Origin of the sequence: Rhizobium sp. Root1220 (assembly GCF_001426265.1) — a bacterium.
Lineage (GTDB): Bacteria > Pseudomonadota > Alphaproteobacteria > Rhizobiales > Rhizobiaceae > Rhizobium.
The window spans coordinates 17,180-43,922 of the sequence record NZ_LMDG01000032.1 but is presented as its reverse complement, the minus strand read 5'-3'; the positions used below and the strand labels follow the sequence as shown (position 1 = coordinate 43,922).

The 26,743-nt window shown below is 60.0% G+C and carries 23 protein-coding genes; 10 read left to right on the top strand and 13 right to left on the bottom strand.

Annotated elements, in window-relative coordinates:
- Positions 1-151: 151 nt before the first annotated feature.
- Positions 152-547, bottom strand: coding sequence for a hypothetical protein (locus tag ASC90_RS17330; RefSeq protein ID WP_056543570.1), 396 nt, complete (start codon positions 545-547; stop codon positions 152-154).
- Positions 548-1,027: 480 nt separating this feature from the next.
- Between ASC90_RS17330 and ASC90_RS17325 the strand changes: the two genes are divergently transcribed.
- Entirely contained in the window at positions 1,028-2,257 is a 1,230-nt protein-coding gene (locus tag ASC90_RS17325) for a porin (RefSeq protein ID WP_056542823.1), read from the top strand.
- A gap of 183 nt (positions 2,258-2,440) precedes the next feature.
- Positions 2,441-3,724, top strand: coding sequence for a carbohydrate porin (locus ASC90_RS17320; RefSeq protein WP_056542821.1), 1,284 nt, complete (start codon positions 2,441-2,443; stop codon positions 3,722-3,724).
- Between the two features lie 465 nt (positions 3,725-4,189).
- Here ASC90_RS17320 and ASC90_RS17315 read toward each other — a convergent pair whose 3' ends face one another.
- Positions 4,190-5,245: an NAD(P)-dependent alcohol dehydrogenase gene (locus ASC90_RS17315; RefSeq protein WP_056542819.1), complete on the bottom strand. Its 1,056-nt coding sequence runs from the start codon at positions 5,243-5,245 to the stop codon at positions 4,190-4,192.
- A gap of 381 nt (positions 5,246-5,626) precedes the next feature.
- Between ASC90_RS17315 and ASC90_RS17310 the strand changes: the two genes are divergently transcribed.
- The 6 genes from ASC90_RS17310 to abc-f all read left to right on the top strand — a co-directional run bounded on the left by ASC90_RS17310 (position 5,627) and on the right by abc-f (position 12,974).
- Complete coding sequence (locus ASC90_RS17310) at positions 5,627-6,082, top strand: PTS sugar transporter subunit IIA (RefSeq protein ID WP_056543568.1); 456 nt, start codon at positions 5,627-5,629, stop codon at positions 6,080-6,082.
- 318 nt (positions 6,083-6,400) lie between these two features.
- Entirely contained in the window at positions 6,401-7,426 is a 1,026-nt protein-coding gene (locus ASC90_RS17305) for a sulfate ABC transporter substrate-binding protein (protein WP_056542816.1), read from the top strand.
- An 8-nt stretch (positions 7,427-7,434) separates the two neighbouring features.
- Complete coding sequence (gene cysT, locus ASC90_RS17300) at positions 7,435-8,292, top strand: sulfate ABC transporter permease subunit CysT (protein ID WP_056542814.1); 858 nt, start codon at positions 7,435-7,437, stop codon at positions 8,290-8,292.
- Positions 8,282-9,154, top strand: a complete 873-nt coding sequence (cysW, locus tag ASC90_RS17295) for a sulfate ABC transporter permease subunit CysW (RefSeq protein ID WP_056542812.1) — start codon at positions 8,282-8,284, stop codon at positions 9,152-9,154. The genes cysT and cysW overlap by 11 nt, the downstream gene beginning before the upstream one ends.
- Before the next feature lie 10 nt (positions 9,155-9,164).
- Positions 9,165-10,211, top strand: a complete 1,047-nt coding sequence (locus ASC90_RS17290; protein WP_056542810.1) for a sulfate/molybdate ABC transporter ATP-binding protein — start codon at positions 9,165-9,167, stop codon at positions 10,209-10,211.
- Positions 10,212-11,351: 1,140 nt separating this feature from the next.
- On the top strand, positions 11,352-12,974 hold the full coding sequence (gene abc-f, locus ASC90_RS17285) for a ribosomal protection-like ABC-F family protein (RefSeq protein WP_056542808.1): 1,623 nt from the start codon (positions 11,352-11,354) through the stop codon (positions 12,972-12,974).
- A 76-nt stretch (positions 12,975-13,050) separates the two neighbouring features.
- On the opposite strand, the gene ugpC is transcribed toward abc-f, so the two are convergent.
- The 7 genes from ugpC to ASC90_RS17250 form a co-directional block, all read right to left on the bottom strand.
- A complete protein-coding gene (gene ugpC / locus ASC90_RS17280; protein WP_056542806.1) occupies positions 13,051-14,109 on the bottom strand; it encodes a sn-glycerol-3-phosphate ABC transporter ATP-binding protein UgpC in 1,059 nt (352 codons plus the stop codon).
- A 4-nt stretch (positions 14,110-14,113) separates the two neighbouring features.
- Complete coding sequence (locus ASC90_RS17275; RefSeq protein ID WP_056542805.1) at positions 14,114-14,944, bottom strand: carbohydrate ABC transporter permease; 831 nt, start codon at positions 14,942-14,944, stop codon at positions 14,114-14,116.
- A gap of 4 nt (positions 14,945-14,948) precedes the next feature.
- Complete coding sequence (locus ASC90_RS17270) at positions 14,949-15,884, bottom strand: sugar ABC transporter permease (RefSeq protein ID WP_056542803.1); 936 nt, start codon at positions 15,882-15,884, stop codon at positions 14,949-14,951.
- Positions 15,885-15,981: 97 nt separating this feature from the next.
- Positions 15,982-17,241 carry a sugar ABC transporter substrate-binding protein gene (locus tag ASC90_RS17265; protein WP_056542801.1) on the bottom strand — a complete coding sequence of 420 codons (1,260 nt, stop codon included), beginning with the start codon at positions 17,239-17,241 and terminating at the stop codon, positions 15,982-15,984.
- 40 nt (positions 17,242-17,281) lie between these two features.
- Positions 17,282-18,448, bottom strand: coding sequence for a PLP-dependent transferase (locus tag ASC90_RS17260; RefSeq protein ID WP_056542800.1), 1,167 nt, complete (start codon positions 18,446-18,448; stop codon positions 17,282-17,284).
- Entirely contained in the window at positions 18,445-19,167 is a 723-nt protein-coding gene (locus tag ASC90_RS17255; RefSeq protein WP_056542798.1) for a FadR/GntR family transcriptional regulator, read from the bottom strand. The genes ASC90_RS17260 and ASC90_RS17255 overlap by 4 nt, the downstream gene beginning before the upstream one ends.
- Positions 19,168-19,792: 625 nt before the next feature.
- The gene (locus ASC90_RS17250; RefSeq protein WP_056542797.1) at positions 19,793-20,752 is read right to left on the bottom strand and encodes an AraC family transcriptional regulator; all 960 of its coding nucleotides are present in this window, start codon (positions 20,750-20,752) and stop codon (positions 19,793-19,795) included.
- A 216-nt stretch (positions 20,753-20,968) separates the two neighbouring features.
- Here ASC90_RS17250 and ASC90_RS17245 point away from each other — a divergent pair, with 216 nt between their 5' ends.
- Together ASC90_RS17245 and ASC90_RS30055 are read left to right on the top strand one after the other, a co-directional pair.
- Positions 20,969-21,739 carry an alpha/beta hydrolase gene (locus ASC90_RS17245; RefSeq protein WP_056542795.1) on the top strand — a complete coding sequence of 257 codons (771 nt, stop codon included), beginning with the start codon at positions 20,969-20,971 and terminating at the stop codon, positions 21,737-21,739.
- An 816-nt stretch (positions 21,740-22,555) separates the two neighbouring features.
- Positions 22,556-22,756: a hypothetical protein gene (locus ASC90_RS30055; protein WP_056543566.1), complete on the top strand. Its 201-nt coding sequence runs from the start codon at positions 22,556-22,558 to the stop codon at positions 22,754-22,756.
- 433 nt (positions 22,757-23,189) lie between these two features.
- Here ASC90_RS30055 and ASC90_RS17235 read toward each other — a convergent pair whose 3' ends face one another.
- The 4 genes from ASC90_RS17235 to ASC90_RS17220 are packed head-to-tail and all read right to left on the bottom strand — an operon-like array spanning position 23,190 to position 26,734.
- Positions 23,190-24,104 (bottom strand): TIM barrel protein, encoded by a 915-nt coding sequence (locus ASC90_RS17235; RefSeq protein WP_056542793.1) that lies wholly within the window; start codon positions 24,102-24,104, stop codon positions 23,190-23,192.
- Positions 24,105-24,134: 30 nt separating this feature from the next.
- Positions 24,135-24,884: a glycerophosphodiester phosphodiesterase family protein gene (locus ASC90_RS17230; protein ID WP_056542791.1), complete on the bottom strand. Its 750-nt coding sequence runs from the start codon at positions 24,882-24,884 to the stop codon at positions 24,135-24,137.
- 30 nt (positions 24,885-24,914) lie between these two features.
- Positions 24,915-25,790, bottom strand: coding sequence for an ABC transporter permease (locus tag ASC90_RS17225; RefSeq protein ID WP_162246986.1), 876 nt, complete (start codon positions 25,788-25,790; stop codon positions 24,915-24,917).
- A 17-nt stretch (positions 25,791-25,807) separates the two neighbouring features.
- On the bottom strand, positions 25,808-26,734 hold the full coding sequence (locus tag ASC90_RS17220; RefSeq protein WP_056542787.1) for an ABC transporter permease: 927 nt from the start codon (positions 26,732-26,734) through the stop codon (positions 25,808-25,810).
- Positions 26,735-26,743: the final 9 nt, after the last annotated feature.

Below are 26,743 nucleotides of genomic sequence, written 5' to 3'. Positions count from 1 at the left end.
CCGATGCCGCATTCCAATGATACGGCCCGGCGACCGAACCGGGCTTTGATCTGCCGTGCGATGGACGGAGCGGTCAATCAAGTCCTGAGCCACTCCCGGCCAGTGCCGGGCCAGTCGCGGGCAGCAGATAAGTGCCACCCGCGATGTCGATTTATGGCTTGGCCACGTGCCAGACGCCGCCGTCTGCCCCGTTGCCCGAAACATCGCCGCGCTTGAAATCAAGGCGGTAGGTGTATAGCGGCGAGCCATCGTGAGCCCACTGGAACGCACCGCTCGACCGTCGGACCAAGGTCCAAGGGCCGTGCGCCTGTGCGCCCGCGCGAGCGACAAGCGGTGGCCACGCCACCGCGCACAGGAACGTGCATTCGGATGCGCCAGGCTTATCCTTGTCAAAGGTGTAGAGTGTCCGTCCGGCGCCATCGACGAGGATCTTCCCAGGTCCGTCCATGGCCACGCCGGCAGGTGGTGCCATGGCCGCTTGCGCCATTGACGCAGATCCCAGCGCGAGAGCAAGGGCGAGTGTGGATGCAGCGATCTTTCGCGACATTGTAAGCCTTTCCGCCGCTACCGCGGCATCGAATTCTCGGGTTGCACTGAGATCGCGACCGTGCGGCGCCTTCAGAGCCACCGGTAGAGTTCAACGCGATCTGCTATCTATTTGTAAAATTTGGAGAACAAATGTTATCACCATCACGTATACCGGGGATAGACGTTGGTATAGTTCGGCGCCGGGACCCCTGCCCGCGCCTGCACGCAGCGGGAACAAACGTTGGGTCTCGCCCACGGGACCGGACACTGGCACCGCTGAGGTCTGGAGTCCCTGGGCGCGCGATCTGCCGACGCACCTCTCCTTGAAAAGGCCTGGGAAACTCCAGAATCCGGTGCACCAGAAACTTAATGCGGTTCGCAACGCTGCCGAATCAATTTAACCTGACGCCCAGTTCGACAACCGTTGGCAACGCCCATTCGGAATGCCATCGAAGGAGCAGATGTGACTACCGTTCGTTGCTATTCAGGATTGCGGCCGATGTGGCCCGCCCTCGTCACCTTGATCCTGGGAAGCCCCGCAGTTGCGCAAGAAGCCGCGGCAGTGAAAGGTGACCGCCTCGTGGTGATTGACGAGCACGGTCTAACGCTACAGTCCTCCGACGGGGGCGTGAAATTCCACCTCGGCGGTCGTCTGCACGCTGATTTTGGAACCGGAAGCAGTTCGGCTGTTACCGACGAGTTTCCCAAGCATGCCGATATCAGGCGTTTTTGGCTCGAGCCGAAGATCACGATCTACGACGACCTGATTTTGAACCTTCAGTACGACTTCAGCAGCGATACGACCCCAATCAACAATCTGCTGGCAAGCTACAAGGGCTTTTCCCCGTTCACGATAACCGTGGGCAATTTCAAGGAGCCCTTCAGCCTCGACGAGCTCACATCCAACAACGATATCATGTTCATGGAGCGCTCGCTTGCGTCCGCGTTTGCCTCCGGACCGGCCGGGCGCAACACCGGTGCGGCCGTCGGCACACACGGCGAGAACTGGACGCTTGCCGGCGGCGTCTTTGGCGGCAACATAAATGAAAGTGTCGACGGGGTCGGTCTCGAAGGAACGATACGCGCGACCTACGCGCCGATCATGAACTCACACGAGGTTCTCCATTTCGGCGTTTCCGCCAACTACCACTCGCTTGCGAACAATGTCGGCGCCTCTTTCTCCACGACGCCGGAGAGCTTCCTGTTCAATGCCGATCTCGTCAAGACGGGCAAGATCGACGACGCGAGCGCCATCGGCCGCCTGGGCCTGGAATTTGCCTGGGCCAGCGGCCCTTTCCGCATGCAGGCCGAGTACATCGCCGCCGAAGTTGATCGCGACGCAGCATCCGACGCCTTCTTTCAGGGAGCGTACGTGCAGGGAGGCTGGGTCATCAACGGCAATTCAGCTCCCTACGTGCTCGAGGCCGACACGGCGACCGAGATCGGCATATTCAAGCGGGTCCAGCCGAGACCGGACCAGCGGGTAACGCATGGCGGGGCCGGCGTGTTCGAAGCCGTCGCGCGTTACTCCGCTATCGATCTCACGAGCCAAGACATTCGCGGTGGTATGCAGCAGGACATCACCCTTGGCCTGAACTGGTACCCCGAACCCTATGCCCGCCTGATGATGAACTACATCCACGCATGGGCCGATCCGACCACCCGCAGCCTCGGCGGCAACGACGGCGATGCGGATATCTTCCAATTGAGGGCGCAGATCGCATTTTGAGACCTGACCAGCACTCGAAACCACCAAACGTAGACCGGCGGCCGGCGGCCGAAGGCGATGAGCTGGCATGGATAATATTGCCCGGCGGCGGAACTTCCGGCCCCAGTGCGAAACAGATTTTTACAGGCTTCGGTCGAACGACAGAGTTGTCGGGACCGCGGTGCTGATACAGGGAGAACCAACGTGCAGCGTGCAGATCTGGCCGGAGCGGCCATCGCGCTTTTTGCCTTCATTGCGGCGGGCAGTGTTCATGCGGGTGAAGCGACCCCACACACACCCGATTCCACTGCAGCGGCAACCGAGCCGGTTCCGTGGCTGTTCGGAGACTGGGACGGTGCCCGCACCCGCCTCAAGGACCGCGGCATCGATTTCCAGTTCGGCTATACGGGCGAGTTCGCGTATAATCCGACCGGTGGCGTTGTAAGCAAGGGGGCGTATGCCGACCAGTTTACAGCCGGCGTAACATTCGACCTCGATCGATTGTTCGAGGTCCCCGACGCCCGGTTTCAGGTCACCTTCACCGAGCGCAATGGCACCAACCTCAGCGACTCCGCGGAGCTCGGTACGCTGCAGCAGGTCCAGGAAGTATTTGGCCGCGGCCAGACCGCACGCCTCACCGATTTCTGGTTTGAGCAGAGTTACGCAAATGGACTGCTCGACTGGAAGGTCGGACGTATGCCCTTTGGCGAGGATTTCGCCTCGTTTTCCTGCGACTTCCAGAACCTGACGTTCTGCGGCGCCAACCCCGGCAACCTTGTCGGCAACTACATTTTCAATTGGCCCATAAGCCAATGGGCCACCCGCGCCAAAATCAACGTGAACGGCTTCGGCTATTTCCAGGCGGGCGTCTATGACGTGAACCAGAAATACCTGGGCCTTGAGGATGCGGTCCTGCCGGTATTCTTCAGCGACTCGACCGGAGCCTTGATTCCGGTGGAAGTGGCATGGCTTCCCACCTTCGGTAACGGCGCGTTGCCCGGCAGCTACAAGGTCGGGGCCTGGTACGACACATCTGAAGCGGATGACGTCGCGGAGGACATCAACGGCGACCCCTTGGTCCTCACAGGCCTTCCTGCAAGCCAGCACCGCGGACGATATGGCGGCTACCTCAACTTTCAACAGCAGGTTTCCAACAGTATCAGCCTGTTCCTGAACGTTGTCGTGGCTGACAAGCGGACATCGACGACTGACCGCCAAATTGCAGCCGGCATTATTTACACCGGTCTTTTCAAGCAACGTCCGCTGGACGATATCGGCTTCGCCCTGGGTACCACGCATGTCAACAGCCGTCTGTCCGACGCAGAAGACCCGCTGGATTCGGAATACGCTTTCGAACTGTACTATACCTACCGTCCGAGGACTGGCCTGCTGTTCCGGCCCAATGTGCAATACATCCACCGTCCGGGCGGCACCAGCCAGAACGACGATGTGCTGGCACTCGGCCTGAAGGCGTCGGCAAACTTCTGATCGCCGGGAAGCCGTACGCGACGGCGCATCACCAGCTTACCGGTTCAGTACGCGTATGCGATCTGAACCGGTAAGGCCTTGCAAATCCGAAGGCATGGGAAAAATGTGAGGCGTCATACGCCGAGATATCTGTCCTGTACCTCCGGCGTCACCGCTTGCGGGTGACCGCTCCAGACGTTGCGGCCGTTCTCCAGGATGACGCACGGTCGGCGACCGGCAGAAGTTCGGAGAGGGACTTGGCGACGACGAGGATAGAGCGGCGATCTCGAAGCGATGTCCCGCATACTGCTGAAGATCGGTCCGCTGGGGAAAATCGTCCGAGAAACCCCTACGCTCCAAGCCACGGCCGAACCTGCGCTGCGCGCCGCCCTCGCCGCCCTCGGCGGCCCCTCCAGAGTGCAACTCCGGGCATCCGTGTGGATTGTGACCGCGCTAGGCTGATGCACGAGATCGGCGATACCGGTCTTATCCCATTTGCTGTTCCATCACGATCTGCAGCTTGACGTCGCTCGGGCGCGCTTCGACGGCACGGTCGAAGGCCTTGATGGAGTCTTCGAACCTGAAAGTCTCCGAAATCAGAGGCTTCAGGTCGACGCGACCCGAGCCGAGCAGCGCGATCGAACGTTCGTACTGGTGGGCATAGCGGAACACCGTCTCGATGCGGATTTCCTTGGTGGACGCCGTCGAGACATCCAAGCCGATCGGATTGACCGGCAGACCGATGGCGACGACGACGCCGCCCGGGCGCGGCAGTTCCATGATGGTTTCCCAGGCCTTCGGCGAGCCGGAGCATTCGAAGATAACATCGGCGCCCCAGCCATCCGTCAGGCGAGCGACTTCCTCGGCGAGGTTCTTCTCGCGGATGTTGACCGGGATGACGCCCTGGTACTGGGCGGCGATATCGAGCTTCGGCTGGGCAAGGTCGGCGACGACCGCGCGCGCGCAACCGCCGGCAAGGGCGGCTATCGCCACCATCGTGCCGATTGGACCGGCGCCAAGCACCACGGCGGTATCGCCGGGCGCGATCTTCGCCTTGGTGGCCGCCTGCATTCCGACAGCGAAGGGCTCGACCATCGCACCCTCCGCGAAACTGACATTGTCCGGCAGCTTGAACGTATAGTTGGCGGGGTGGACGACTTCCGGCGTCAGGACGCCGTGGATCGGCGGCGTCGCCCAGAAGGCGACGGCGGGATCGACATTGTACATGCCAAGCCGGCTCGCCTTGGAGTTCGGATCGGGAATGCCGGGCTCCATGCAGACGCGGTCGCCGACCTTCAGGTGCGTGACACCGGCGCCGACTTCAATGACGGTACCGGCAGCCTCGTGGCCGAGCACCATCGGCTCGTGGACGACGAAGGGCCCGATCTTGCCATGGGTATAGTAGTGTACGTCGGAGCCGCAGACGCCGACCGTATGGATCCTGATCTTTACCTGACCCGGACCGGTGTCCATCGGCAGCTCGATGTCGCGAAGCGCGAGTTCATGCTGGCGCTCGAGCACCAGCGCACGGACCTTGGCCATTGTCTGTTTCCTTCCAGTTGCCTCCCCGCACCTTCCGAGTCGTGCGGCCATGGAGGACTATAAGACCCACGGTCGTCGCAATTCAATTGCCTTGCAAAGGCGTTTGCCCACGAAGTGATAAAATGCTCAGTGCGATGACGGATACCCAAAGCGACGGCCCTTGTTCAAAAGCCGGATGGTTTCCTGTGCGAGCCTTTATGCGGCTTTTATATTTGCCGCGCTCCGCCCCAATCGAAATTTATCTCGCTTGGGCCTATGAACGCGTAGCGAATAGGCAACCCACGACCTGTGGCAATAAGGGTGATGTACATCGAGCGGATAGCGTCCTATGCGACAGCATGCTCAGCCGGCTTACATGGCACCAACGACAAGAGAGTCCATATGGATCTTCCCACTATCATCCGCCCCGAGCATACGTTCATCGGCGTATCGGCAACAACTAAATGGCGGGGATTGCAAATCATTGCCGAAAAGGCGGCCATCGCCTTTACCATAGAGGAGAAGAAGATCCTCAAGGCGTTGGAAAGCAGGGAGAACCTCGGCTCCACCGGGATCGGGAACGGCATCGCGGTGCCGCATGCGGTGGTGGAAGGCATGTCGCATCCGCGCGGACTGCTGATCCGCTTTGCGCATCCTCTCGATTTCGAGGCTGTTGACGATGTGCCGACGGATATCGCCTTCGTGCTGCTGTTCGGCAACAGCAATCGCGGCGAATATCTGAACGTACTCGCGGCAATCGCCCGTCAACTGCAATCGCCAGGCGTGGTCATGGCAATGCGCAAGGCGAAGACGGTGGACGAATTCTATTCCGACTTCCTGTCAGACTCCCGCGGGTAACGCCGGCCGACGTTCATGCCAGCTTGCCCGCGCAGGCGATTTATGAGCGGCGACATTTATCCAAGCACAAAACAGGCGCTGCTCCCGGCCAACGGATCGGGCGATTCGGCTTCATCGACATTCACACGTTGCACTTCGGCAAAGTCCAACCGCGCGAGTGTCACCGTGTTGGCCGCGGCCAACGCGAGCACGTCTATTTCAAAGTGTGGCTACAATTGGGATGTCATTCCCGCAAGCTCCGCTGGAGCCGAAATAATCTTCGTTTCATTATACGACTGACTTGGTAGTGTTTAGGTCGTAAACGAAGGAGGTTTCCCCGTGCAGTCAATACGGATCACCCGGCTCCTCGCGGCCGCTCTACTAGCAGGCAGTGTCGCAATCGGCGCTGTCGCCCCCGCATTCGCGGATCAGACGCTTCTCAACGTATCGTATGATCCGACAAGAGAGCTGTACAAGGATTTCAACGCCGCCTTCGCCGCCAAGTGGAAGAAGGACACGGGCGAAACCCTGACAATCCAGGCCTCCCATGGCGGTTCAGGAGCACAGGCGCGCGCCGTGATCGACGGCCTGGACGCCGATGTCGTGACGCTGGCGCTGGAAGGCGACATCGATGCCATCTCCAAGAAATCCGGCAAGATTCCGGCTGACTGGAAAACCAAGTTCCCGAACAATTCGACGCCCTACACCTCCACCATCGTTTTCCTCGTCCGCAAGGGCAACCCCAAGGGCATCGCGGACTGGGGCGACCTGATCAAGGATGACGTCCAAGTCATCACGCCGAACCCGAAGACCTCCGGTGGCGCGCGCTGGAACTTCCTGGCTGCCTGGGCATGGGCAAAACAGGCAAACGGCGGCGATGAGGCCAAGGCGCAAGAATACGTCACGAAGCTGCTGCAGCACGTCCCCGTTCTCGACACCGGAGCCCGCGGTGCAACTACAACATTCGTCCAGCGCGGTCTCGGCGATGTGCTGCTCGCTTGGGAGAACGAGGCCTATCTCTCGCTCGAGGAGCTTGGTCCCGATCAGTTCGAGATCGTGACGCCGGCCTTTTCAATCCGCGCCGACCCGCCGGTCGCTGTCGTTGACGGCAATGTCGACAAGAAAGGCACCCGCAAGGTCGCGGAGGCTTATCTCAACTACCTCTATGCCGATGAGGGCCAGAAGATCGCCGCCAAGCACTTCTACCGTCCGATCAAGCCGGAGGCAGCCGATCCCGCCGATATCGCCCGCTTCCCCAAGCTGACGCTCGCCACGATCGATGACTTCGGCGGCTGGAAGGAAGCTCAGCCGAAGTTCTTCGGCGACGGCGGGGTATTTGACCAAATCTACAAGCCGGCCCAATAATACATCGCATGAGAGCACATAGCCCCACGCGGTGGCGGTTCAAACGGCCGAGCGTCATTCCAGGTTTTGGATTGGCGCTCGGCTTTACCTTGACCTGGCTTACCCTTCTGATCCTCATCCCTCTCTCGGGCCTTGCCTGGCGCTCGAGCGAACTCGGCTGGGAAAAATTTCTGTCGATCGCACTTGATCCGCGCACGACGAATGCACTGCGCATCAGCTTCGGCACGGCTTTCGCCGCCGCCTGCATCAATGCCGTCTTCGGCGTTGTTCTGGCATGGGTGCTGGTACGATACCGCTTTCCCGGCAAGCGCGTGATCGATGCGATGGTCGATCTGCCCTTCGCCCTGCCAACTGCTGTCGCTGGCATCGCGCTGGCGACGCTCTACGCCCCGAACGGCTGGATCGGCCAGTTCCTGACGCCGCTCGGTATCAAGGTTGCCTTCACCCCGCTCGGCATCGTCATTGCACTCGTCTTCGTCGGTCTGCCTTTCGTCGTGCGCACGGTGCAGCCGGTGATGGAAGAAATCGACAGGGAGGTCGAAGAAGCAGCCGCGACGCTTGGCGCAAATCGCTTCCAGACGATCTTCCGGGTGCTGCTGCCCGGCCTCGCGCCGGCGGTGCTGACCGGTTTTGCACTCGCCTTCGCCCGCGGCGTCGGGGAATACGGTTCGGTGATCTTCATCGCCGGAAACCTGCCGTTCAGATCGGAGATCGCACCCCTGCTCATCGTCATCAAGCTCGAGGAGTACAATTACGCGGCAGCAACAGCTATCGCGGCGGTGATGCTGGTGATTTCGTTCGCCATGCTGCTCGTCATCAACCTGATCCAGAGCTGGAGCAGACGGAGGTACGGTTATGGCGCTTGAGACTATTGCCCGATCGTCAAGGGTGCGCTCGGTCGTCACCGAGAGCAAGATCGCGCGCTGGACGCTCATTCTCCTCTCCCTGGTGTTCCTGACGCTGATACTGCTTCTGCCGTTGGCTGCGGTGTTCGTCGAGGCATTTCGAAAGGGTCCCGGCGCATTTTTCACTGCGTTGTGGGACACCGAGACTTTCTCGGCAATCCGCCTCACTCTGATCGTTGCCGGTATCAGCGTGCCTTTGAACCTGATCTTCGGTGTGGCCGCAGCATGGGCGATTGCCAAGTTCGAGTTCAAGGGAAAGGCGTTTCTGACGACGCTGATCGACCTGCCCTTTTCGGTGTCGCCGGTGATCTCGGGCCTCGTCTTCGTGCTGCTGCTTGGCGCCAACACCTATCTCGGCCAATGGCTGAGTGCGCATGAAATCAAGATCCTCTTCGCCGTGCCGGGATTGATCCTCGCGACAATGTTCGTCACCTTTCCCTTCGTCGCGCGCGAGCTTATTCCGCTGATGCAGGAGCAAGGCACCGGTGACGAGGAGGCAGCGATTTCGCTCGGCGCCAGCGGCTGGCAGACGTTCTGGCATGTCACGCTGCCGAACATCAAATGGGGCCTGCTTTATGGCGTACTTCTTTGCAACGCCCGCGCGATGGGCGAATTCGGCGCGGTTTCGGTAGTGTCCGGCCACATTCGGGGCCAAACGAACACCATGCCGCTGCAGGTGGAAATCCTCTACAACGAGTATAATTTCACCGGTGCGTTCGCCGTCGCCACCCTGCTTGCCCTGCTTGCACTTGTGACCCTTGTTTTGAAGACGCTGCTCGAAATGCGATACAGCGACGAAATCGCCGCCAGCCGGCGGCACTGAAGGAATTAGAATGGAAGTACGCGTTCAAAACCTGCGCAAGGAATTCGATCGGTTTCCGGCGCTGCATGATGTCTCGCTCGATATCCATTCCGGCGAACTGATTGCATTGCTCGGGCCATCCGGATCGGGCAAGACCACGTTGCTGCGTCTGATTGCCGGCCTCGAGAGCCCGACCGATGGACTGATCTATTTCGGCGACGAGGATGCCTCGAAGAAGACGGTGCAGGAGCGCAACATCGGCTTCGTGTTCCAGCACTACGCCCTCTTCCGCCATATGACGGTGCTGGAAAACGTCACATTCGGCCTGAAGGTTCGCCATGCCTCGCGCCGCCCCGCAAAGGCGGAAATCCGTCGCCGGGCGATGGAGCTCCTCGACCTCGTGCAGCTTTCAGGGCTGGAGAAACGGTATCCGGCGCAGCTCTCGGGTGGCCAACGCCAGCGCGTGGCTTTGGCGCGTGCAATGGCCGTCGAGCCGAACGTGCTGCTGCTCGACGAGCCATTCGGGGCGCTCGACGCCCAGGTACGCAAGGACCTGCGCAAATGGTTGCGCGAGATCCACGATCGCACCGGCCACACCACCGTTTTCGTCACCCATGACCAGGACGAGGCGATGGAACTCGCCGATCGGGTCGTCGTCATGAGCCAGGGCGCAATCGAACAGGTGGGCACGCCGGACGAGGTCTACGACCGTCCCAACTCGCCTTTCGTCTTCGGCTTCGTCGGGCAATCGAATTGTCTGGATGTGAGTATCGCCGGCGGCGAGATCTGGTTCGAGGACCGGCCACTCGGCCTGAAAGCGGAGGGTGAACCCGACGGCAAGGCGCAGCTCTATTTCCGGCCGCACGACATCGAACTGCGTGATGGTTGCAGCGGCTGCATAGCCGGGCTGCTGACGACAAGCCGGCGCGTTGCCGGCACGCGCCACATCGAGGTCAATATCGGCAAGGATCATCCGGCCATCGAGCTTGAACTGCCCCCGGCGCAAGCCGACAGTCTTGATCGCAGCCGCATTGCTTTTCGCCCCACCCGGTGGAAACTGTTCCGCAACGCGAAGTGACTATTCGGCGAGGAAATCTGGCGGAGCCGCCTGCGGCATTGCCTGCAGGGGGCGTATTGACATGCGAAAAAGCGGGGAGTGCGGGAGACGGCATAATTGCAGCGGGCACCGTTTCCAGACGCCCACGTCTCACATGATCAAGCGCCTGGATGGAGCGCAACGGCAGTCGAAAACAGCAAGGCGAGGACCACGGCCGAGCGAATGAAGAACAAAGCGTAGTTGAACGTATATATCGATTGCAGTGAATTCATAACCATCTCATTTCATTGATTGATCGGGTCATTGGCCTGGAAGGCCTCATTTCTTCGGCGCCGTACCCGGCGAAGGTGTCTTGCTGTCCTTGACCTGGTGGCCAAACCCACTTTCTGCCTTGGGAGCCGATTTTTCCTTCTTTGGTTTCCGCGTTTCACGGTTACTGCGCATTTGTCCTTTGGCCATTGATGCAATCCCTTTTTAAATTTCGGTGTTTCAGGATGACGAAAGCTTGAATGCAGACACAGGGTACCACCGCTGGCATCGATCTCGTGGAAGCCTTGCGATTGCACCACCCCGTGGGCGCGCAAAAATACTGCGCGAGCGAAAGGCGGATCGATATACGAATGCACTGCCGACAACAGCAGAACGGCGGGTGATGGTTTGTGACACCGCGGTGCCAGCCCAGCTAAATCGGCGAAATCGAACAATAAATTCAAATTGAGTTGCTAGTAAGGCACGTCACACGACAGTCCGAGCTTCGCCGCTGCGAAGTCCTGACCTCTGCGTGTTCAACGCCACCTTTGCATCCGCAGGACGTGGTTGCAAGGACGATTTTGCGCTGTATGGCCGTCGGCTGTATCTTGCCGCAGGCAAAGCGGCAGCCGACATCTGCCGAGTGAGGTAGACGTCATGCTACGGCATTAAGCGCCCACATTTGAACTCGGGATGGCTTTCATAATTTGCTTCGCCGATGGCTTAGGGCCGGACCGTCGCCCGTCCTCCGAGACATCAAAACGATCCCGCCGCGTGACATTGGTCGATCGCAGCATGGACAAGGCAGGATGACTTGCGTATCAAGCCGCGACCTCCAGCAGATCTAACAGCCGGAAAACCGCGACAGGACCGACACAGGACCGTCCAGATGTTTTCGGCGCGCGGGCGCACATGATACGTATTGACAGCATCAGCAAGCAGAACAGCCACCGCATTCTCTTCATCGAGGCTTCGGCTGCACTCAACAAGGGCGAGAAGATCGGCCTGGTCGGCCCGAACGGCGCCGGCAAGACCACCCTCTTCCGCATGATCACCGGACAGGAGCAGCCCGACGAGGGCAGCGTCTCCGGCGAGAAGGGAGTAACCGTCGGTTACTTCAATCAGGACGTGGGCGAGATGGCGGGTCGCAGCGCCGCAGCTGAAGTCATGGACGGCGCCGGACCGGTGAGTGTCGTTGCCGCCGAATTGCGTGCGCTCGAGGCCGAGATGGTCGACCCCGACAAGCTGGACGACATGGACCGGATCATCGAGCGCTATGGCGAGGTCCAGGCGCGCTACGAGGAACTGGACGGCTACGCTCTGGAAGGCCGCGCGCGCGAAGTGCTGGCAGGTCTGAGCTTCAGCCAGGAGATGATGGACGGCGACGTCGGCGCTCTTTCGGGCGGCTGGAAGATGCGTGTGGCCCTTGCCCGCATTCTCCTGATGCGCCCGGACGTGATGCTGCTCGACGAACCGAGCAACCACCTGGATCTCGAAAGTCTGATCTGGCTGGAAGACTTCCTGAAGACCTATGACGGCGCGCTGTTGATGACCTCCCACGATCGCGAGTTCATGAACCGCATCGTCGGCAAGATCATCGAGATCGACGGTGGTTCGCTGAACAGCTACTCGGGCGACTATGCGTTCTACGAACAGCAAAGGGCGCAGAACGAAAAGCAGCAGCAGGCGCAGTTCGAGCGCCAGCAGGCGATGCTGGCCAAGGAGATAAAGTTCATCGAGCGCTTCAAGGCACGGGCCTCGCATGCCTCGCAAGTGCAGAGCCGGGTCAAGAAGCTGGAGAAGATCGACCGCGTCGAGCCGCCGAAGCGACGCCAGACGGTGGCCTTCGACTTCCTGCCGGCACCTCGCTCCGGCGAGGACGTCATCAATCTGAAGAACGTGCACAAGAAATACGGAAGCCGGACCATCTACGAAGGCCTGGACTTCATGGTCCGCCGCAAGGAACGCTGGTGCATCATGGGGATCAACGGCGCCGGCAAGTCGACATTGCTGAAGCTGGTGGCGGGCTCCGCCGAGCCGGATCAAGGCAGCGTCGCGCTGGGAGCCAGCGTCAAGATGGGCTACTTCGCACAGCACGCGATGGACCTGCTCGACGGCGAGCGCACGGTGCTGGAGTGGCTGGAAGACTCTTTCCCGCAGGCAGGCCAGGCGCCACTTCGCGCGCTGGCAGGATGTTTCGGGTTTTCCGGCGATGATGTCGAGAAAAAGTGCCGGGTGCTTTCGGGTGGCGAGAAGGCGCGCCTGGTCATGGCGAAGATGCTGTTCGACCCGCCAAACCTGCTGGTACTCGACGAGCCGACGAACCACCTCGACCTCGACACCAAGGAAATGCTGATCAAGGCGCTGTCGCAATACGAGGGCACGATGCTCTTCGTCTCGCACGACCGGCATTTCCTGGCGGCCTTGTCCAACCGGGTGCTCGAACTGACGCCCGAAGGCATCCACCAGTACGGCGGCGGCTATACCGAGTACGTGGCGCGCACGGGACAGGAAGCACCGGGTCTGCGGAGCTAAACTCATTTGACCCCGTGAGCCGCCCGCGGGTCACGGGCCGCTCTCGTAAGGGCGTATCAGCAAGTGACGTCGGCGATCAGCCGGCTCTGTTCCCCCCGCCGTCGAACACATGCAGGTGCTCGGCCGGGAACGACACGTTGACCTTCGGCCCGGCCGTGAGTGCATCGCGGTTCAGTGTGAAGATCTTGAACGGCAGTCCGTGCAGGCTGAGATGCAGGATTATGCCAAAACCGGTCGGCTCGACAAGTTCGACATCTGCGCTAATGCCGGTCTGGTCGGACGTGATGACAACGTGTTCGGGCCGAATGCCCAGCGTCACCTTAGCGCCATCAGCAAGCGAAAGTGGGGCCGGCAGGGTGACAACCGTCCCATCTTTCAGCGTGACGCTGCCGGTCGCATAGGTCGCTTCCAGGAAGTTCATGCCCGGCGAGCCGATGAAACCGGCGACGAAAAGATTGGCTGGCCGGTCATAGAGTTCGAGCGGGCTGCCCACCTGCTGAACCACGCCGCCATGCATGGCAACGATGCGGTCGGCGAGCGTCATCGCCTCGATCTGGTCGTGCGTCACATAGATCGAGGTCGCCTTCAGGTCGCCATGCAGCTTCTTGATCTCGGCGCGCATCTGTTCGCGCAACCGCGCATCTAGGTTCGACAGCGGTTCATCGAACAGGAAAGCCTTCGGTTGGCGCACGATGGCGCGGCCCATGGCGACACGCTGCCGCTGGCCGCCGGAAAGCGCCTTCGGGCGACGTTCGAGCAATGGGTCGAGCCCAAGCTTGGAAGCCGCGGCGCCGACCGCGCTCGCGATCTTCTCCTTCGCCGTCTTCCTGAGCTTCAGGCTGTAGCTCATGTTGCCCGCCACGTTCATGTGCGGATAAAGCGCGTAGGACTGAAACACCATGGCGATGTCTCGGTCTTTCGGGTGAAGCTCGTTGACGCGGTTTCCGGCGATGCGGATCTCGCCGCCCGTGACCTCCTCGAGGCCAGCGATCATACGCAGCAGGGTGGACTTGCCGCAGCCGGAGGGGCCGACGAGCACGACGAATTCGCCATCCTTGATCTCGAGGTCGACGCCATGCAGCACCTGCACGTGACCGTAGGCTTTCTTGACGTTCTGGATATCTATCGATGCCATGTGATTAACCCTTGACCGCGCCGGCCGTCAGGCCCTGGACGAGATAGCGCTGGATGAGCAGGAAGAAGAGACCGGCCGGGATGAGCGCCATGACGCCAGCCGCCATCATCTGCCCGAAATCCACCGAGAATTTAGAAACGAAGGTGAGAAGCCCGACCGGGAAGGTTGCCGCGTCATTGCCGTTGATCAGCATCAGCGCGAAAAGTAACTCGCTCCACGCCGCCGTGAACACGAAGCCGAGAGTCGCGGCGATCCCCGGCAGCGTCAGCGGCAGAATGATCTGCCGGAAGGCCGTGAACTGCGTTGCGCCGTCGATCATCGCGGCCTCCTCCAGATCCTTCGGGATGCCGTCGAAGAACGACTGCATCAGGAACGTCGCGAAAGGCACGTTGAAGGCGGTGTAGACGACGACAAGGCCGGTCAGGCTGTTCGTCAGGTGCAGCGGCGATAGAATCTTGAAGATTGGCGCAACCAGCATGACGAGCGGGAACATCTGCGTCAGCAACATGAGCGCCACGATCCAGTACTTGGCGCGGAAGTTGAAGCGCGACAACGCGTAACCCGACAGGGACGCGCAAATCGTGACAACGATGGCAGTCGAGCCCGACACGATCAAGCTGTTCTTGAAGAAGGTCGGAAAAGCGCTGTGCTGCAGGACGAAGGCATAGTGTTCCCACGTGGTATGCGATGGCCACATCCGCACGCCTTCCGAATAGAGCAGGTCGTTCGGCGTCACCGAGACCTTGAGCAGCCAGAAAAGCGGGAACAGCGCAAAGGCGATGTAGCAAAAGATTGCGAGACGGTGCGCGATGGTCGGGAGAATGGATCGTCTCATGGCCTCAATCCTTGTTCAGCAGGGTCTGCCGCAGCAGGATGATCAACATCGAATAGACCAGCAGCAGCGCCAGCAGTACCAGCGCAATCGCCGAGGCATAACCGAAGTCGAGCCGCTTGAAAGCCTGGGTGAAGATATAGCTGGCGACGATCTGCGTCCGGTCCGCCGGGCCACCATTCGTCATGACAACGATCAGGTCGGCGAAATTGGAGACCCAGACAGTGCGAAGAAGAACGGTGATGGCGATCGTCGGCGCCAGAAACGGCAGGGTGATGGAGCGAAAACGCTGGAACCAGCCGGCGCCGTCGATCGAGGCGGCTTCGTAGAGATCGCGAGGAATTGCCTGAAGTGCTGCGAGCAGCGTGATCGCGAAGAAGGGAATGCCCCACCAGACGTTGGCGACGATCGGCCCCCACATCGCATATTGCGGATCGGACAGAATATTGGTCGGCTCGCTCATCAAGCCGAGCGCATAGAGCCAATGCGGGATCGGGCCGATCACCGGATTGAACAGCCACGCCCAGTTGAGGCCGGCGAGAAATGAGGGCACTGCCCAGGGGAGGAAAACGAGGGCCTGCACGATGCCCCGGCCCCAGAAAGGCTTGTCGAGCAGCAGCGCCAGGATGAGCCCGAAGATGAATTGCAGGGCGACCGAAGCGCCGGTCCACCACAGCGTGTTCTTCAATGCTCCGTAAAAGGCTGCGTCCTTCGAAAGTTCGCGGAAATGGTCGAGCCCGATGAAGCCACCGGAGAACGGATTGAGCAGCTGAATGTCGCGGAACGCGTAGGAGACACCAATCGCCAGCGGCACCAGCATCACCGCAATGATGAGGATCAGCGATGGCGCGCTGTAGAGATAGGGTTCCGAGGCATCGGCGAGACGCTTCAGCCACGACCTGCGGTCGTGACGCCGGTTGAGCGTATCGGCTGTCATGGTCATCGGCGAACTTCCGGGTTTTGCGGCGCCAGTCGGCGTCTCTGTCGGTCGGTAAAGGGCGGCGGCCCTGTTTGCCAAGGCCGCCGCGCGCAGGTGGTGCTTACTTCTTGGCCAGGAACTTCAGCTGAGCCTTGGTCAGGTAATCGGCCCACTGGTCGGCAAGGTCCTTTGCCGAGATGTCGCCGAGGAGTGCCTGCTGCGAGGTCTTGATCGCCAGCGAATCCTTGAAGAAGGCGAATTCCTCGAGGTAGGTCGGCATGACGGTCGGGACCGTGTTCGGGTCGGCCAGTTCCTCGAACCAACCCTTGAACTGGTCACCCGCATAGAAGGGGTCCTTCTCGGCGGCGGTGTAGGCCGGCAGTGCGCCTATGCGCTTGTTCCATTCGAGGTTGCCTTCCGGGCCTTCGAGCGTCGCGATCAGCTTCCAGGACAGGTCCTTGTTCTGGCTGGTGGTGAACATCGACCAGCCGCCGTAGCCGATTGTCGGGAAGGACTTGCCGTCCGGACCCTTCGGCAGCGGCATGACGCCGAAATCTTCCTTCTTCATGCGTTCGGCAATGGCGATCAGCGCGTCCGGATCCTGGTCAAGGAAGGCGCACGTGCCGGAATAGAATCCGGCGACGACTTCGTTGAAGCCCCAGTTGACACTGTCCTTCGGCGCATAACCCTTCTTGTAGAGATCGACCATCCATTCGATGCCCTTCTCCCAACCCGGGCTGTTCATCGTCGAGGTACCGTCCTCGTTGAAGTACTTGTTGGAGCCGGCCATCGAGGCCGCGAAGATCATCCAGCCGTTGAGGCCACCCGGTCCGCCGCGCATGCAGTAGCCGTACTTGCCGGGAAGCTTGGAGACCTTCTCGGACGCGGCCGTGAATTCTTCCATGGTTTTCGGCGGCTCGGAAACGCCGGCTTCCGCCAGGAGCTTCTTGTTGTAGAACATGGCGCGGAGGTAGAAGCCGTAAGGCAGCATGTAGGCCGTGTTCTTCACGTCACGGCCGAGTTCCAGCGCCCGCGGCGTCAGATCCTTGGTGTGGTCCCACTTTTCCAGGTAGGGCTCGAGGCTTTCGAGCATGCCGTTGTTGCCGTAGAGCGAAAGCCAGGTATCCGGCATTTCCACGACGTCAGGCGTATCGCCGGCGGAAACCATGGTAGCGAACTTCTGGAAGGCTTCGTTCCAGGGCAGCGATATAATGTCGACCTTGGTGCCGGGATTGGCGGCTTCGAACTTGCCGACGATCGACTTCAGCGTCTCGGTGCGCTCCGGGCTGGTAATGACTTCAACGAGCTTAAGCGTCGTATCGGCAAGCGCCGTACCCGCCATCATCGAAGCAAAGAGCGCCGCGGTTATTAGTTTTTTCATGCTCAGTTCCCCTTTTTAGGTGTTTCTCTCAGGTTGAAGGTTATGAAGCGACGGCGAGCGCCTCTTCGATATCTCTCCACAGCGCGTCGGTTCCTTCGAGACCGACATGGAGACGTACGGACCGCGCATGGATCCCGAAGGTGTGCGCGGAATTCGGCTGTGCCTTCTGCTGAAGGACGACCTCGCCTGGTACGATCAGGCTTTCATGTCCACCCCAGCTCACTCCCAGTTTGAAGAGCTTGAGGTGATCAGCGAAGGCGCGGATATCGATGCCTTCGCGGAATATGAACGAGAACAGGCCCGACGTGCCGTGGAGGCCGGCAGGCAGGCGATTGGCCAGGCCCGGATGGCAGACCGTTTCCACCACATCGAGCTCCTGAAGGCGCTTGGCGATCGTCATCGCGGCGGTCTGATGCGCTTTCATGCGGATCGGCAGCGTGCGCATGCCGCGGATCAGGAGCCAGGCATCGAAGGGCGAGAGCTTGCCGCCAAGATAAGGATAAGCCTCGGCCTTGACGCGCGCGATCATCTCCCTGGATCCGGCGACGACACCGGCGACGACGTCGCTATGACCGCCGAGATATTTGGAGGCCGAATGGATGACGAGGTCGACACCCAGTGTTATCGGCCGCTGGAAGACCGGGCTTGCCCAGCTGTTGTCGATCATCGAGACGACGCCGTGCTTTTTGGCAAGCGTCGCCAGCGCGCCGACGTCATGAGCTTCCATAACCCAACTGGTCGGGCTTTCCATGTAGAACAGCTTGGCGCCCGGCAGAGCCCTGTCGACAGCTTCCTCGTCGCGGCCGTCGACATAGGTGACCTCGACCTTCATCCGTTTCAGGACGGTGCCGAACAGGCGAAAGGCATCAGGATACACGTGCTTGACCGCCACGATCCGATCGCCCGGCTCGACAAAGGAGAGCACCGCAGAAGAGATCGCCGCCATGCCGCTTGCAAAGCCCAGCGCGTCTTCCGCGCCCTCGAGCTTGGCCAGCATCTCCTCGAACATGCGCACCGTCGGGTTGAGGCCGCGCGTGTAGATCGGTCGGACCTTCTCGCCGCGATAGGAGGCGATCATGTCGTCGTAGTCGGAGAAGGTGAAAAGCGACGTCTGGAAGATCGGCGGCACGACCGCCTCGGCGAAGTTGCCCTCGTCATGAGCGGTGATGAGGGAGGCAAGTTCGAATGGGTCGGCACCATTGCTCATTGGGACATTTCCTTGATGTCTTCCTCGACGACTGCGAGGATTTTCAGTGTCTCTTGCCGCGCGGCCTCGGGATCGCGTGCGGCAATCGCGTTGAAGAGCGTGCGATGAAAGGGGAAGGAGCGACGGGCGAAATCCTGTCGCTGGAAGGGGTGCTGCCAAAACTGCCAGAACGTCTCACGCATCTGCTCCAGAAGCTGGCGGAACAGCGGATTGTGGCTCGCGTCGTAGATGGCGAGGTGGAAGGCAAGATCTTCCGGGCCCGAGGTACCCTGCTCGATGTGGACACGCTCCATCTCGCTGAGCTTTTCCTCGATGAGAACCAGATCCTGCTCGGTCCGCTTTGTCGCGGCGACCATGCCGGCTTCGCATTCGATGCCGCGCCGAACCTCGAGCGTCTGCAGCAGCGCGTCGCGTAGATGTGTGGTGTTCAGCGACAACGGCATGTGGATCGTCGCCTTGGAAACCGGTTTCAGCAGATAGGTTCCGCTGCCCTTTCGGGTCTCGATGACGCCGAGCGCCTGGAAGTGGCGGATTGCCTCGCGGATCGTGGACCGACCAACCATCAGCGCCGCCATCAGCGCGCGCTCGGCCGGCAAGCGGTCACCTGCCTGCAGCCGTGCGTCCTCGACGTAGTCAGCCAGCGCGTCCGTAACCTGACGTGCGCGATCCAATGCCGGAAGCGGCCGAATGACCGGCCTGTCGTGAAATGGTGCCTTCATGGTTCCCCAGTTTTTTATAGGCAGCCGACCTGTTAAATTGGTCTGACATCCTATCATTTCTCAAAGATCTAAAAGCGTCAACCCCGCTTGGCAATGGTCGAACACGAGATGATCGTCCATAAGTGCAGAACCCAAGGTTCCGGGCTATCGCCAGGCCTTTCGGTCTGGGTTGATATCGAACTTAGCCTTAGTCCAGGGGAGTGGTCGATGCGGGTGTCCGGTGTCGGTGTCGAGATTGTTGGCTGCCCGCTTGAAACTTGGATGGGCAACAACGAACGGTCACCGCCCGTCTACGAATTCGATCCCTCGACACAATCAGGAGGCAGGTTGTGAACAAGCGTATCAATCTGCTGCATTCACAAACGCGATCGAACAAAAAGCATCTTCCTTGACTTAGGGCGGCTGCCCCACAATCAGCATGCGTATCGGTACCCATGAGTGAACGCTTTGGGGCCGCAAGCAGACTGCCCACTAGAGAGTGGCAACCTTTGCAAAGCAAGTCGTCGCGCATCTTGTCGAGCCAAAACTCGAGGACAGTTGGGATCTCTTCGGGCGCGCGCCATTTGTGAACAAAACTAAGCACCCGCCCCGTCGCCAGATCTTTCGGAAGGCACCTTGATCGAGGTCAATCGGCAACTTCTGCTTCCAGAACGCCCCCTTGCGTTCGGCCACCGTCAGACCGGCGAACAGCCCGATAAAGGCCAGGCGATAGGCCATGATGTCGACGGAACAGCTTCGAAAACGCGGCCGCGGTCTCGTAGCCAACGCGGGACGCAATCCGTGCAATCCCCTCGTCGCTTGTTTCGAGCAGAAACGCGGCCTCCGACATCCGGCGTGCGATCAGATAGCGGTACATGGGCTGGCCGACGAGCCTGGTGAAGCGATCCGAAAACGCCGAGCGACCAAGCCCAACGCTTTGCCCGAGGTCGCCAAGCGTCCAGGGTCGATCCGGTTGTTCGTGGATCAACTGAAGCGCCGGTCCTATGTGCGGGTCCGCCATGGCTCCCAGCCACCCGCCTTCTCCGGGACCGAGAGACTTGATCCAGCTTCGCAACACCTCAACGAAGAGCACTTCTGTCAGTCGTGAGAGTGCGACGCCTTGGCCGGGACGCGCAAGCGCCGACTCGCTCACCATGCGTTGCAGAATTGCCTCGAGCCATCCGCCGTCTTCCGCCGGCTTCAGGTGAAGCAGGGGCGGAAGCAACTCCAACACGCTGCCGCGCGAGGGCTGCGCCACCGTGAAATTGCCGCAGATCATCGTCGCGAGCGGCGGCGCGCCTCCGTGTCGAACCACGCCGAGACGTCCGGGCAGTCGATCGAGATCTATGACCGGCAACGGCTTCGTTCGACGATCCGAGTAAATCAAATGGGGCTCGCCGCGTGTGACGACAACCAAGTCTCCCGCGGCCAAGTGGAGCTCTTGTCCCTGATCGAGTGCGAGGGTAGCTGAGCCGCAACTGAGATAGTGAAACAGGGCGTAGGGGCGCGCTGGTAATGCCACGTTCCATGGATGGCCGAGCTCGAAGTGGAAGAGCAGAGTTCCGCCGAGGCGGACACGATCGAGAACTTCGGCGAGGATGTCCATGCGCCGGATGTTAATCCTCCGGACGGTCAGACACAATATTCGGACGACTGGGCACTAACGTCCAAGAACTGCTCCCACTATTTCCATCTCACGGCGAACCAATACGCCGTGCGGCAAACCACTTCGCAAAGCGGCGGATGGAAAACCCGCGACTTCACCGAACGGATGTATACCCCCCCGCATCCGTGTCATCCATCATCCCAAAAGGAGCAATGAATGCGAAATCTTTTACTTTCAGCCGCCACCGTCCTCATGGCCGGAGCAACAGTTGCAGCCCCGGCCCTGCCAGCTGAACTGCCCAAGGGCGCGGCCCATAATATTGTACTCGTTCATGGCGCTTTCGTCGACCAAACGAGCTGGAAGCCCGTTGCCGACATTCTCACGAATAAGGGCTATAACGTAACGCTCGTCGAAAATCCGCTTACCTCGCTCACCGCGGACGTCGATGCCACCAAACAGGCGCTAGCGAAGCAGAACGGCAAGACCGTTCTCGTCGGTCACTCCTGGGGCGGCGTGGTGATCACGGAAGCCGGCAACGATCCCAAAGTCTCGGCGCTCGTCTACGTCTCCGCATTCGCGCCCGATGTGGGACAATCTGTGGCGACGCTCGCCAAGAGCGGTCCGGCAACCGAAGGTGGAGCGGCGATACACCCTGACGACAAAGGCAACCTCTACATCGACCCCAAAGTGTTTCCTTCGGCGGTCGCGGCGGACCTTCCCACACACATCGCCGAAGCTCTGGCGAACCATCAGCTTCCGATAAGTCTCACGGCTTTCGAGGCTCCGGTTGATACCGCCGCTTGGCGCGACAAGCCAACGTTCTACGTGGTCACCACCAAGGACAAGGTGATCGCACCCGCGGCCCAGCAGTTTTTCGCCGCCCGAATGAAGGCCCAGATCACGGAAGTCGCCGGCAGCCATGCTTCTCTCGTCGTCCACGCGAAGGAAGTCGCCGCGGTGATTGAAAAGGCCGCACTCGCAGAGTGACTTTACCGCTCCCGGCGCGAAAGTGCCGGGAGCCATTGAAATGAACATCTCCTTTTTGGGCGCGGCGACGACCACTTCAAACGGCAGCTAAGAGGGCGCAAAGCGATTATGCGCCACCATCACCAGACGGCAACTCACGGCCGACTGGCGGATAACGCAGTTCAGAGGAACGATTGTGACTTCGGCGTGACTGTCGCTCTGGCGGCGGATTATGTCGCTTTATTGATACCGACCATTTCAGGTGCGCCTAAAGTTCTGGCCGCTGCAAGAAATCACGAATCGACTGGACAGTGCATTGAGAGCCTCAGAATATAAGGCTGCGGTTGCCGTCACAGGTTTGAGTGCCGCAGATATCGAAAAGCTATTTGGTGTTGACATACCAACTCATCGAGCGTGGGCGACTGGCATCGAGGCGATACCGCCTGCTGTGGCACTAAGCTTATTGCTGATGACGGTTACCAACACAAACGCAAGACAAGCAAAGATTCTTGTTTCGGATTCCTTACCCATCAGGGCTGCATAAAGAGGGTGCCCATGGAGGTCGGAAGTTCAACCGCCATCGGAGGAAGGTGTTACGTTGGCGGCTCCGCTGTGCCGCTACCAACCCCTATTGGTATGGCGCGGTTGAATTGACCAAGCCTTATAGAGCCTCTATAAATTGCCTCTGCCAAAATCTGGATTATCCAAAATAATCATTTAAAAACAATGATATTTTTTTTGGATGATGGCAAATCAAGAAACTGAAACCAGCGGATTAGCGATACGACGCAGCGCACCCGTATGCGTCAGCCATGGAGAAACAAAATCATCAAGATAATGGTATTGCTGCACAGTGCCGCTGGCACGGACTGGCAGTCTCCCCCTAAAGGAACAAGCCTGAAGACATTGAGCGAAGCTGAAGAGCAAGGCTTCATCTTGATCCGCGGAGAATTTCAGAAAAGACAATTCCGTCTGACAGAGTTGGGCTCCGCACATGTCGAGCGCGACAAGCGGCGTCTGGAGGCGCGCAGGAGCTGAACCGACCCCGTCACGCTTTCAAGGTAGTATGAAATCCTGCCCGTCTCTACGGACATTTCCTTCATGCAAATTCGGAGATGTAAAACATGGATCAGATTGTCATGTAAGAGACCACGCCCGCTCCACGCAGCCGGAGCGCTCATACTGCTAGGTTACAGCCTCGAGGATGTCGAATTTGCGACTGGACTGACGGTTGCGGAGATTTGTGGCCCTCACACCTGATATGAGGGCCACCCAAGAGAGATCGATGCCCTTATCGCAGAACGAGCGGAGGACAGAATCGACCACCCTGTCTTGTGTGCATTTCCTAAGGTCATTTCAATTCGTGCTGGACTGTTGCTAATAGCCACCGATCAGCTTCACTGGTTTACTGTGTGGAGGTCAGCAGCATGTCAAACTCATCCGACACGGTGGCCTCGCAACCGGGTTCCGCTCACTCAGCGGCAATCGATTGACGCTGGCCGTTTAGAGCCATCAGACTTTTGGCGCGCGCCAAGCTGTCCGGCTGTTCGTTGCGGTAGCGATGTCCGATCTCCATCATCAGGACTGTACCGGGCAGAAACTGCAATTCACTGAAAATATCCTCCCAGTCGATATCACCCCAGCCAAGTGGAAGATGCAGGTCGCCGATACCGAGTGCTACCGATTCCTGGAGAAAGAACGGCTTGTAGAAATTCTGCGGGCGGCCAAAGCTGTCGTGTACATGCAGGTGGCCTGCGACCGGCGCCATGGCCCGCAGTTGTTCGCGGAAGTCCAGGCCACGAAAGGTCGACTCGATGTAAGCGTGGCTGAAGTCGATCAGTGCGACGAGGTTAGGATGGTTGACGGCCTTGACTGTCTTCGCGACCTCGGCCGGCGTCTGGCGATACTGGCCCGGCTCCGTCGTGAAGATGTTCTCCAGGACAGCGCGCACTTCATAAGGTTTCGCGAACTCCGCGAGTTCGAACAGCGCTTCGCGCTCGCGACGATCGGCAGCGGCCCGGTCAAGAATCTGGTCGCTGCGCAGGCATCCCCCGTGCTGCACGAGGATGCGCGCACCAATGCGGTCGCAAATCTGCACCAGGGCCTTGGCAGCTTCGAGCTGATAAGCGCAGGTCGCAGGGTCCATGAAATTGGACGAGACAAGCCCGTGGACGGTATAGCGGAACGAAAACTTGCTGGTGATGGCGACGAGCCTCTGTGCACGTTCCTCGATGATACGGCCACCGCTGATAAGGTCGAGGCTGGTGAGGGCGAGTTCGACTGTATCGACGCCGAGCGCTGCAAGACGTCGGAGTTCGGTCTCGAGACTTTCCAGCTCTCCGTCGGTGGAACCGGCGTTGAAGCCGGTTGCGATGATGTTGGACATGATAATCTCCGTTGCGGTTGTGGATCGATGTCAGGCGACTGCCCGCATTTGCCCGCGCAGTTGCAGGGCAAGGTCCGGGGAGTCTGAGGTCAGGTGGCCGATACCGCTGTTTAGCCAGCGGCGGATGAGCGCCTCGTCGTTGAGCGTCCACGCGCAGAGCCGCTCCGGCGCAATCGTCGCGGTGATGGTCTGCCACTCCGTGTCCAGCAACTCGTGGTGAACCGCGATGATCTCCACGAGACTATCGACGCTTTCGATGAACCGAGCGATGCCTCCCTGCTTGTCTGCCCAGGCGGCATTCACGGAAGCTAGGCGGGCTACACCGGGTGCATGACGACGGCAGGCTTCCAGCACGGATGTATCGAAGGAGGTCAGATAGCTGCGGCCCTCGATGCCGAAGCGGGCAATCTCGGCGGTCACCTTTTCGACAATGCCGGGATAGGGAGTACCGCTTTCATCCATCTTTATCTCTATATGCGGGGCGATATGCCCCGCAGTGGCCAGGACCTCCAGCACTTCGGACAAAGTCGGGATCGTCTCGCTCGTGTCCTTCAGCAAAACCGACTTCCGCGTCTCCGGCGAAAGCGCGCGCACTGGGCCATGCCCGTCGGCCGTCCGCTCCAGCGTTGCATCGTGGATGACGAGGAGCTCGCCGGCGGTCGTCAGGTGGACGTCGAATTCCACGGCATCAACGCCAATGTCGAGCACATTGCGAAAGCCTGTCAGCGAATTTTCGGCCCAGAGGTTGCGTGCGCCGCGATGGCCGGTGATGAGCGTCATGGGTGTGGTCCTGATCTTGTTTGAAGGGCGCTAGCGGATGGTCGGGTCGAGCTTGTCGCGCAGCCAATCGCCTGCGAGCGAGATGGATAGAGTGGTGAGCATGATCACCGCCGCGGGAGCCAGCATGATCCACGGAGCCCGGGTCAGGTATTCGCGTCCGAAGCCAACCATGTTTCCGAGACTGGTCTCGGGGGGCTGCACACCGAGACCGAGGAAGGAGAGTCCGCTTTCCATCAGAATGATTTCCGGGAATGTAAGCGTCATGGAAACGATCAGCGTTGAGGCAACGTTCGGAAGTATGTGACGCAGATAGACACGCGCTGGGGTCGCGCCGAGATGGACCGCGGAGGCTGCATAGCCCTGTGCACTTGCGGAGATAGCAAGGCCGCGAGCGATGCGCGCATACCGTTCCCAGCCGTAGAAGCCCATTAGGCACACCAGCAGCACCATTGAAGAGCCGAAAAAGGCAAGCACTGCGAGAGACATGATGAGGAAAGGCAGCGCTGCCTGGAAATCGGCTAATACCAGCACGAGGTGTTCCACCGTCCCGCGGAATTTTGCCGCAGCGAAGCCGAGCGCCGTTCCGAAAGCCGCCGACAGGATCGTAGCGCCGAAGGCGATGATCAGCGAGACGCGTATCGACTGCAGCAAGCGGGACAGCACATCGCGCCCAAGCTCGTCGGTGCCAAGCCAATGCTTGACATTGCCGGGGGGCGAAAGCCGGCTGGTGAGGTCCATCGCGGAAATGCCGTAGGGCCGCAGCGTATCGGCAAGGCAGGCGACGAACACCATGGCCGCGAGCCAGAGGATACAAACGCCCACGCTGAAGGGCACGTTGCGGCGGATCACCGCCAGCAAACCGGCGCGCTTGTTCACCGCGGGGATATTGGTTGCCAGATTTACCATCGTCATAGGGTGCCTCCTCAATGCGCCGGCTGTGCGCGGAGGCGCGGATCGAGCCAGCCGTAGAGCATGTCGACGATCAGATTTGAGACAACCATGGTCGCGGCGATGACCAGCAAAATGCACTGGACGACTGCGAGATCGCGATTGCTGACCGAGACGACCAGCAGCCGGCCAATACCAGGCCAGGAGAATATCGACTCTACGACTACGGCACCGGCAATAAGTGTTCCGACCATAAAGCCTACGATGGTGACGATCGGGACCGCAGCGTTCGGAAGCGCATGCCTCCAGACAACGTCACGCCACTTCAGGCCCTTGGCTGAAGCCGTGCGGATGTAATGGTGACCCATCACCTCAATCATCGCGCTGCGTGAAAAGCGGGCGAGAATCCCGATGCCGCCAATGCTCATCGTCAGCGTCGGCAGGATGCCGTGCTGCCAGGTGTCCTGACCTCCCGAAGGCAGGAGCCCCAGGATGATCGAGAATACCAGTACCAGCAGTAGTCCCATCACAAACGACGGGATGGTGAAACCAACGATTGCCAGCATGATCACGCCGCGATCGGTGAAGCTCTGCCGGTGCAGTGCTGCGTAGACGCCGGCCGGAATGCCGATCACCAGCTTGAGAAGCAGTGCGGGGATAGTCAGCTGCAATGTCGCGGGGATGCGTTCGATAACCAGCTGCAGGGCGGATGCCTTGTCACGCATGGAGACGCCGAAATCACCAGTGAAGATCGATTTCATGTAGGCGAGGTACTGGATCCAGAGCGGCTGATCGAGCCCCCATGCCTTGCGGAAAGCGTCGACCGCTTCCTGAGGGACATCGGGGCCGAGCATCACCTGCGCGGGATCACCCGACATCCGCAGGACGACAAAGGCAAAAGTGATGACAGCCAGGATGGTGATAAAGGCCCGGAGCAGCCGAGCGAGGAAGAAGCGTATCATAACTGTCTC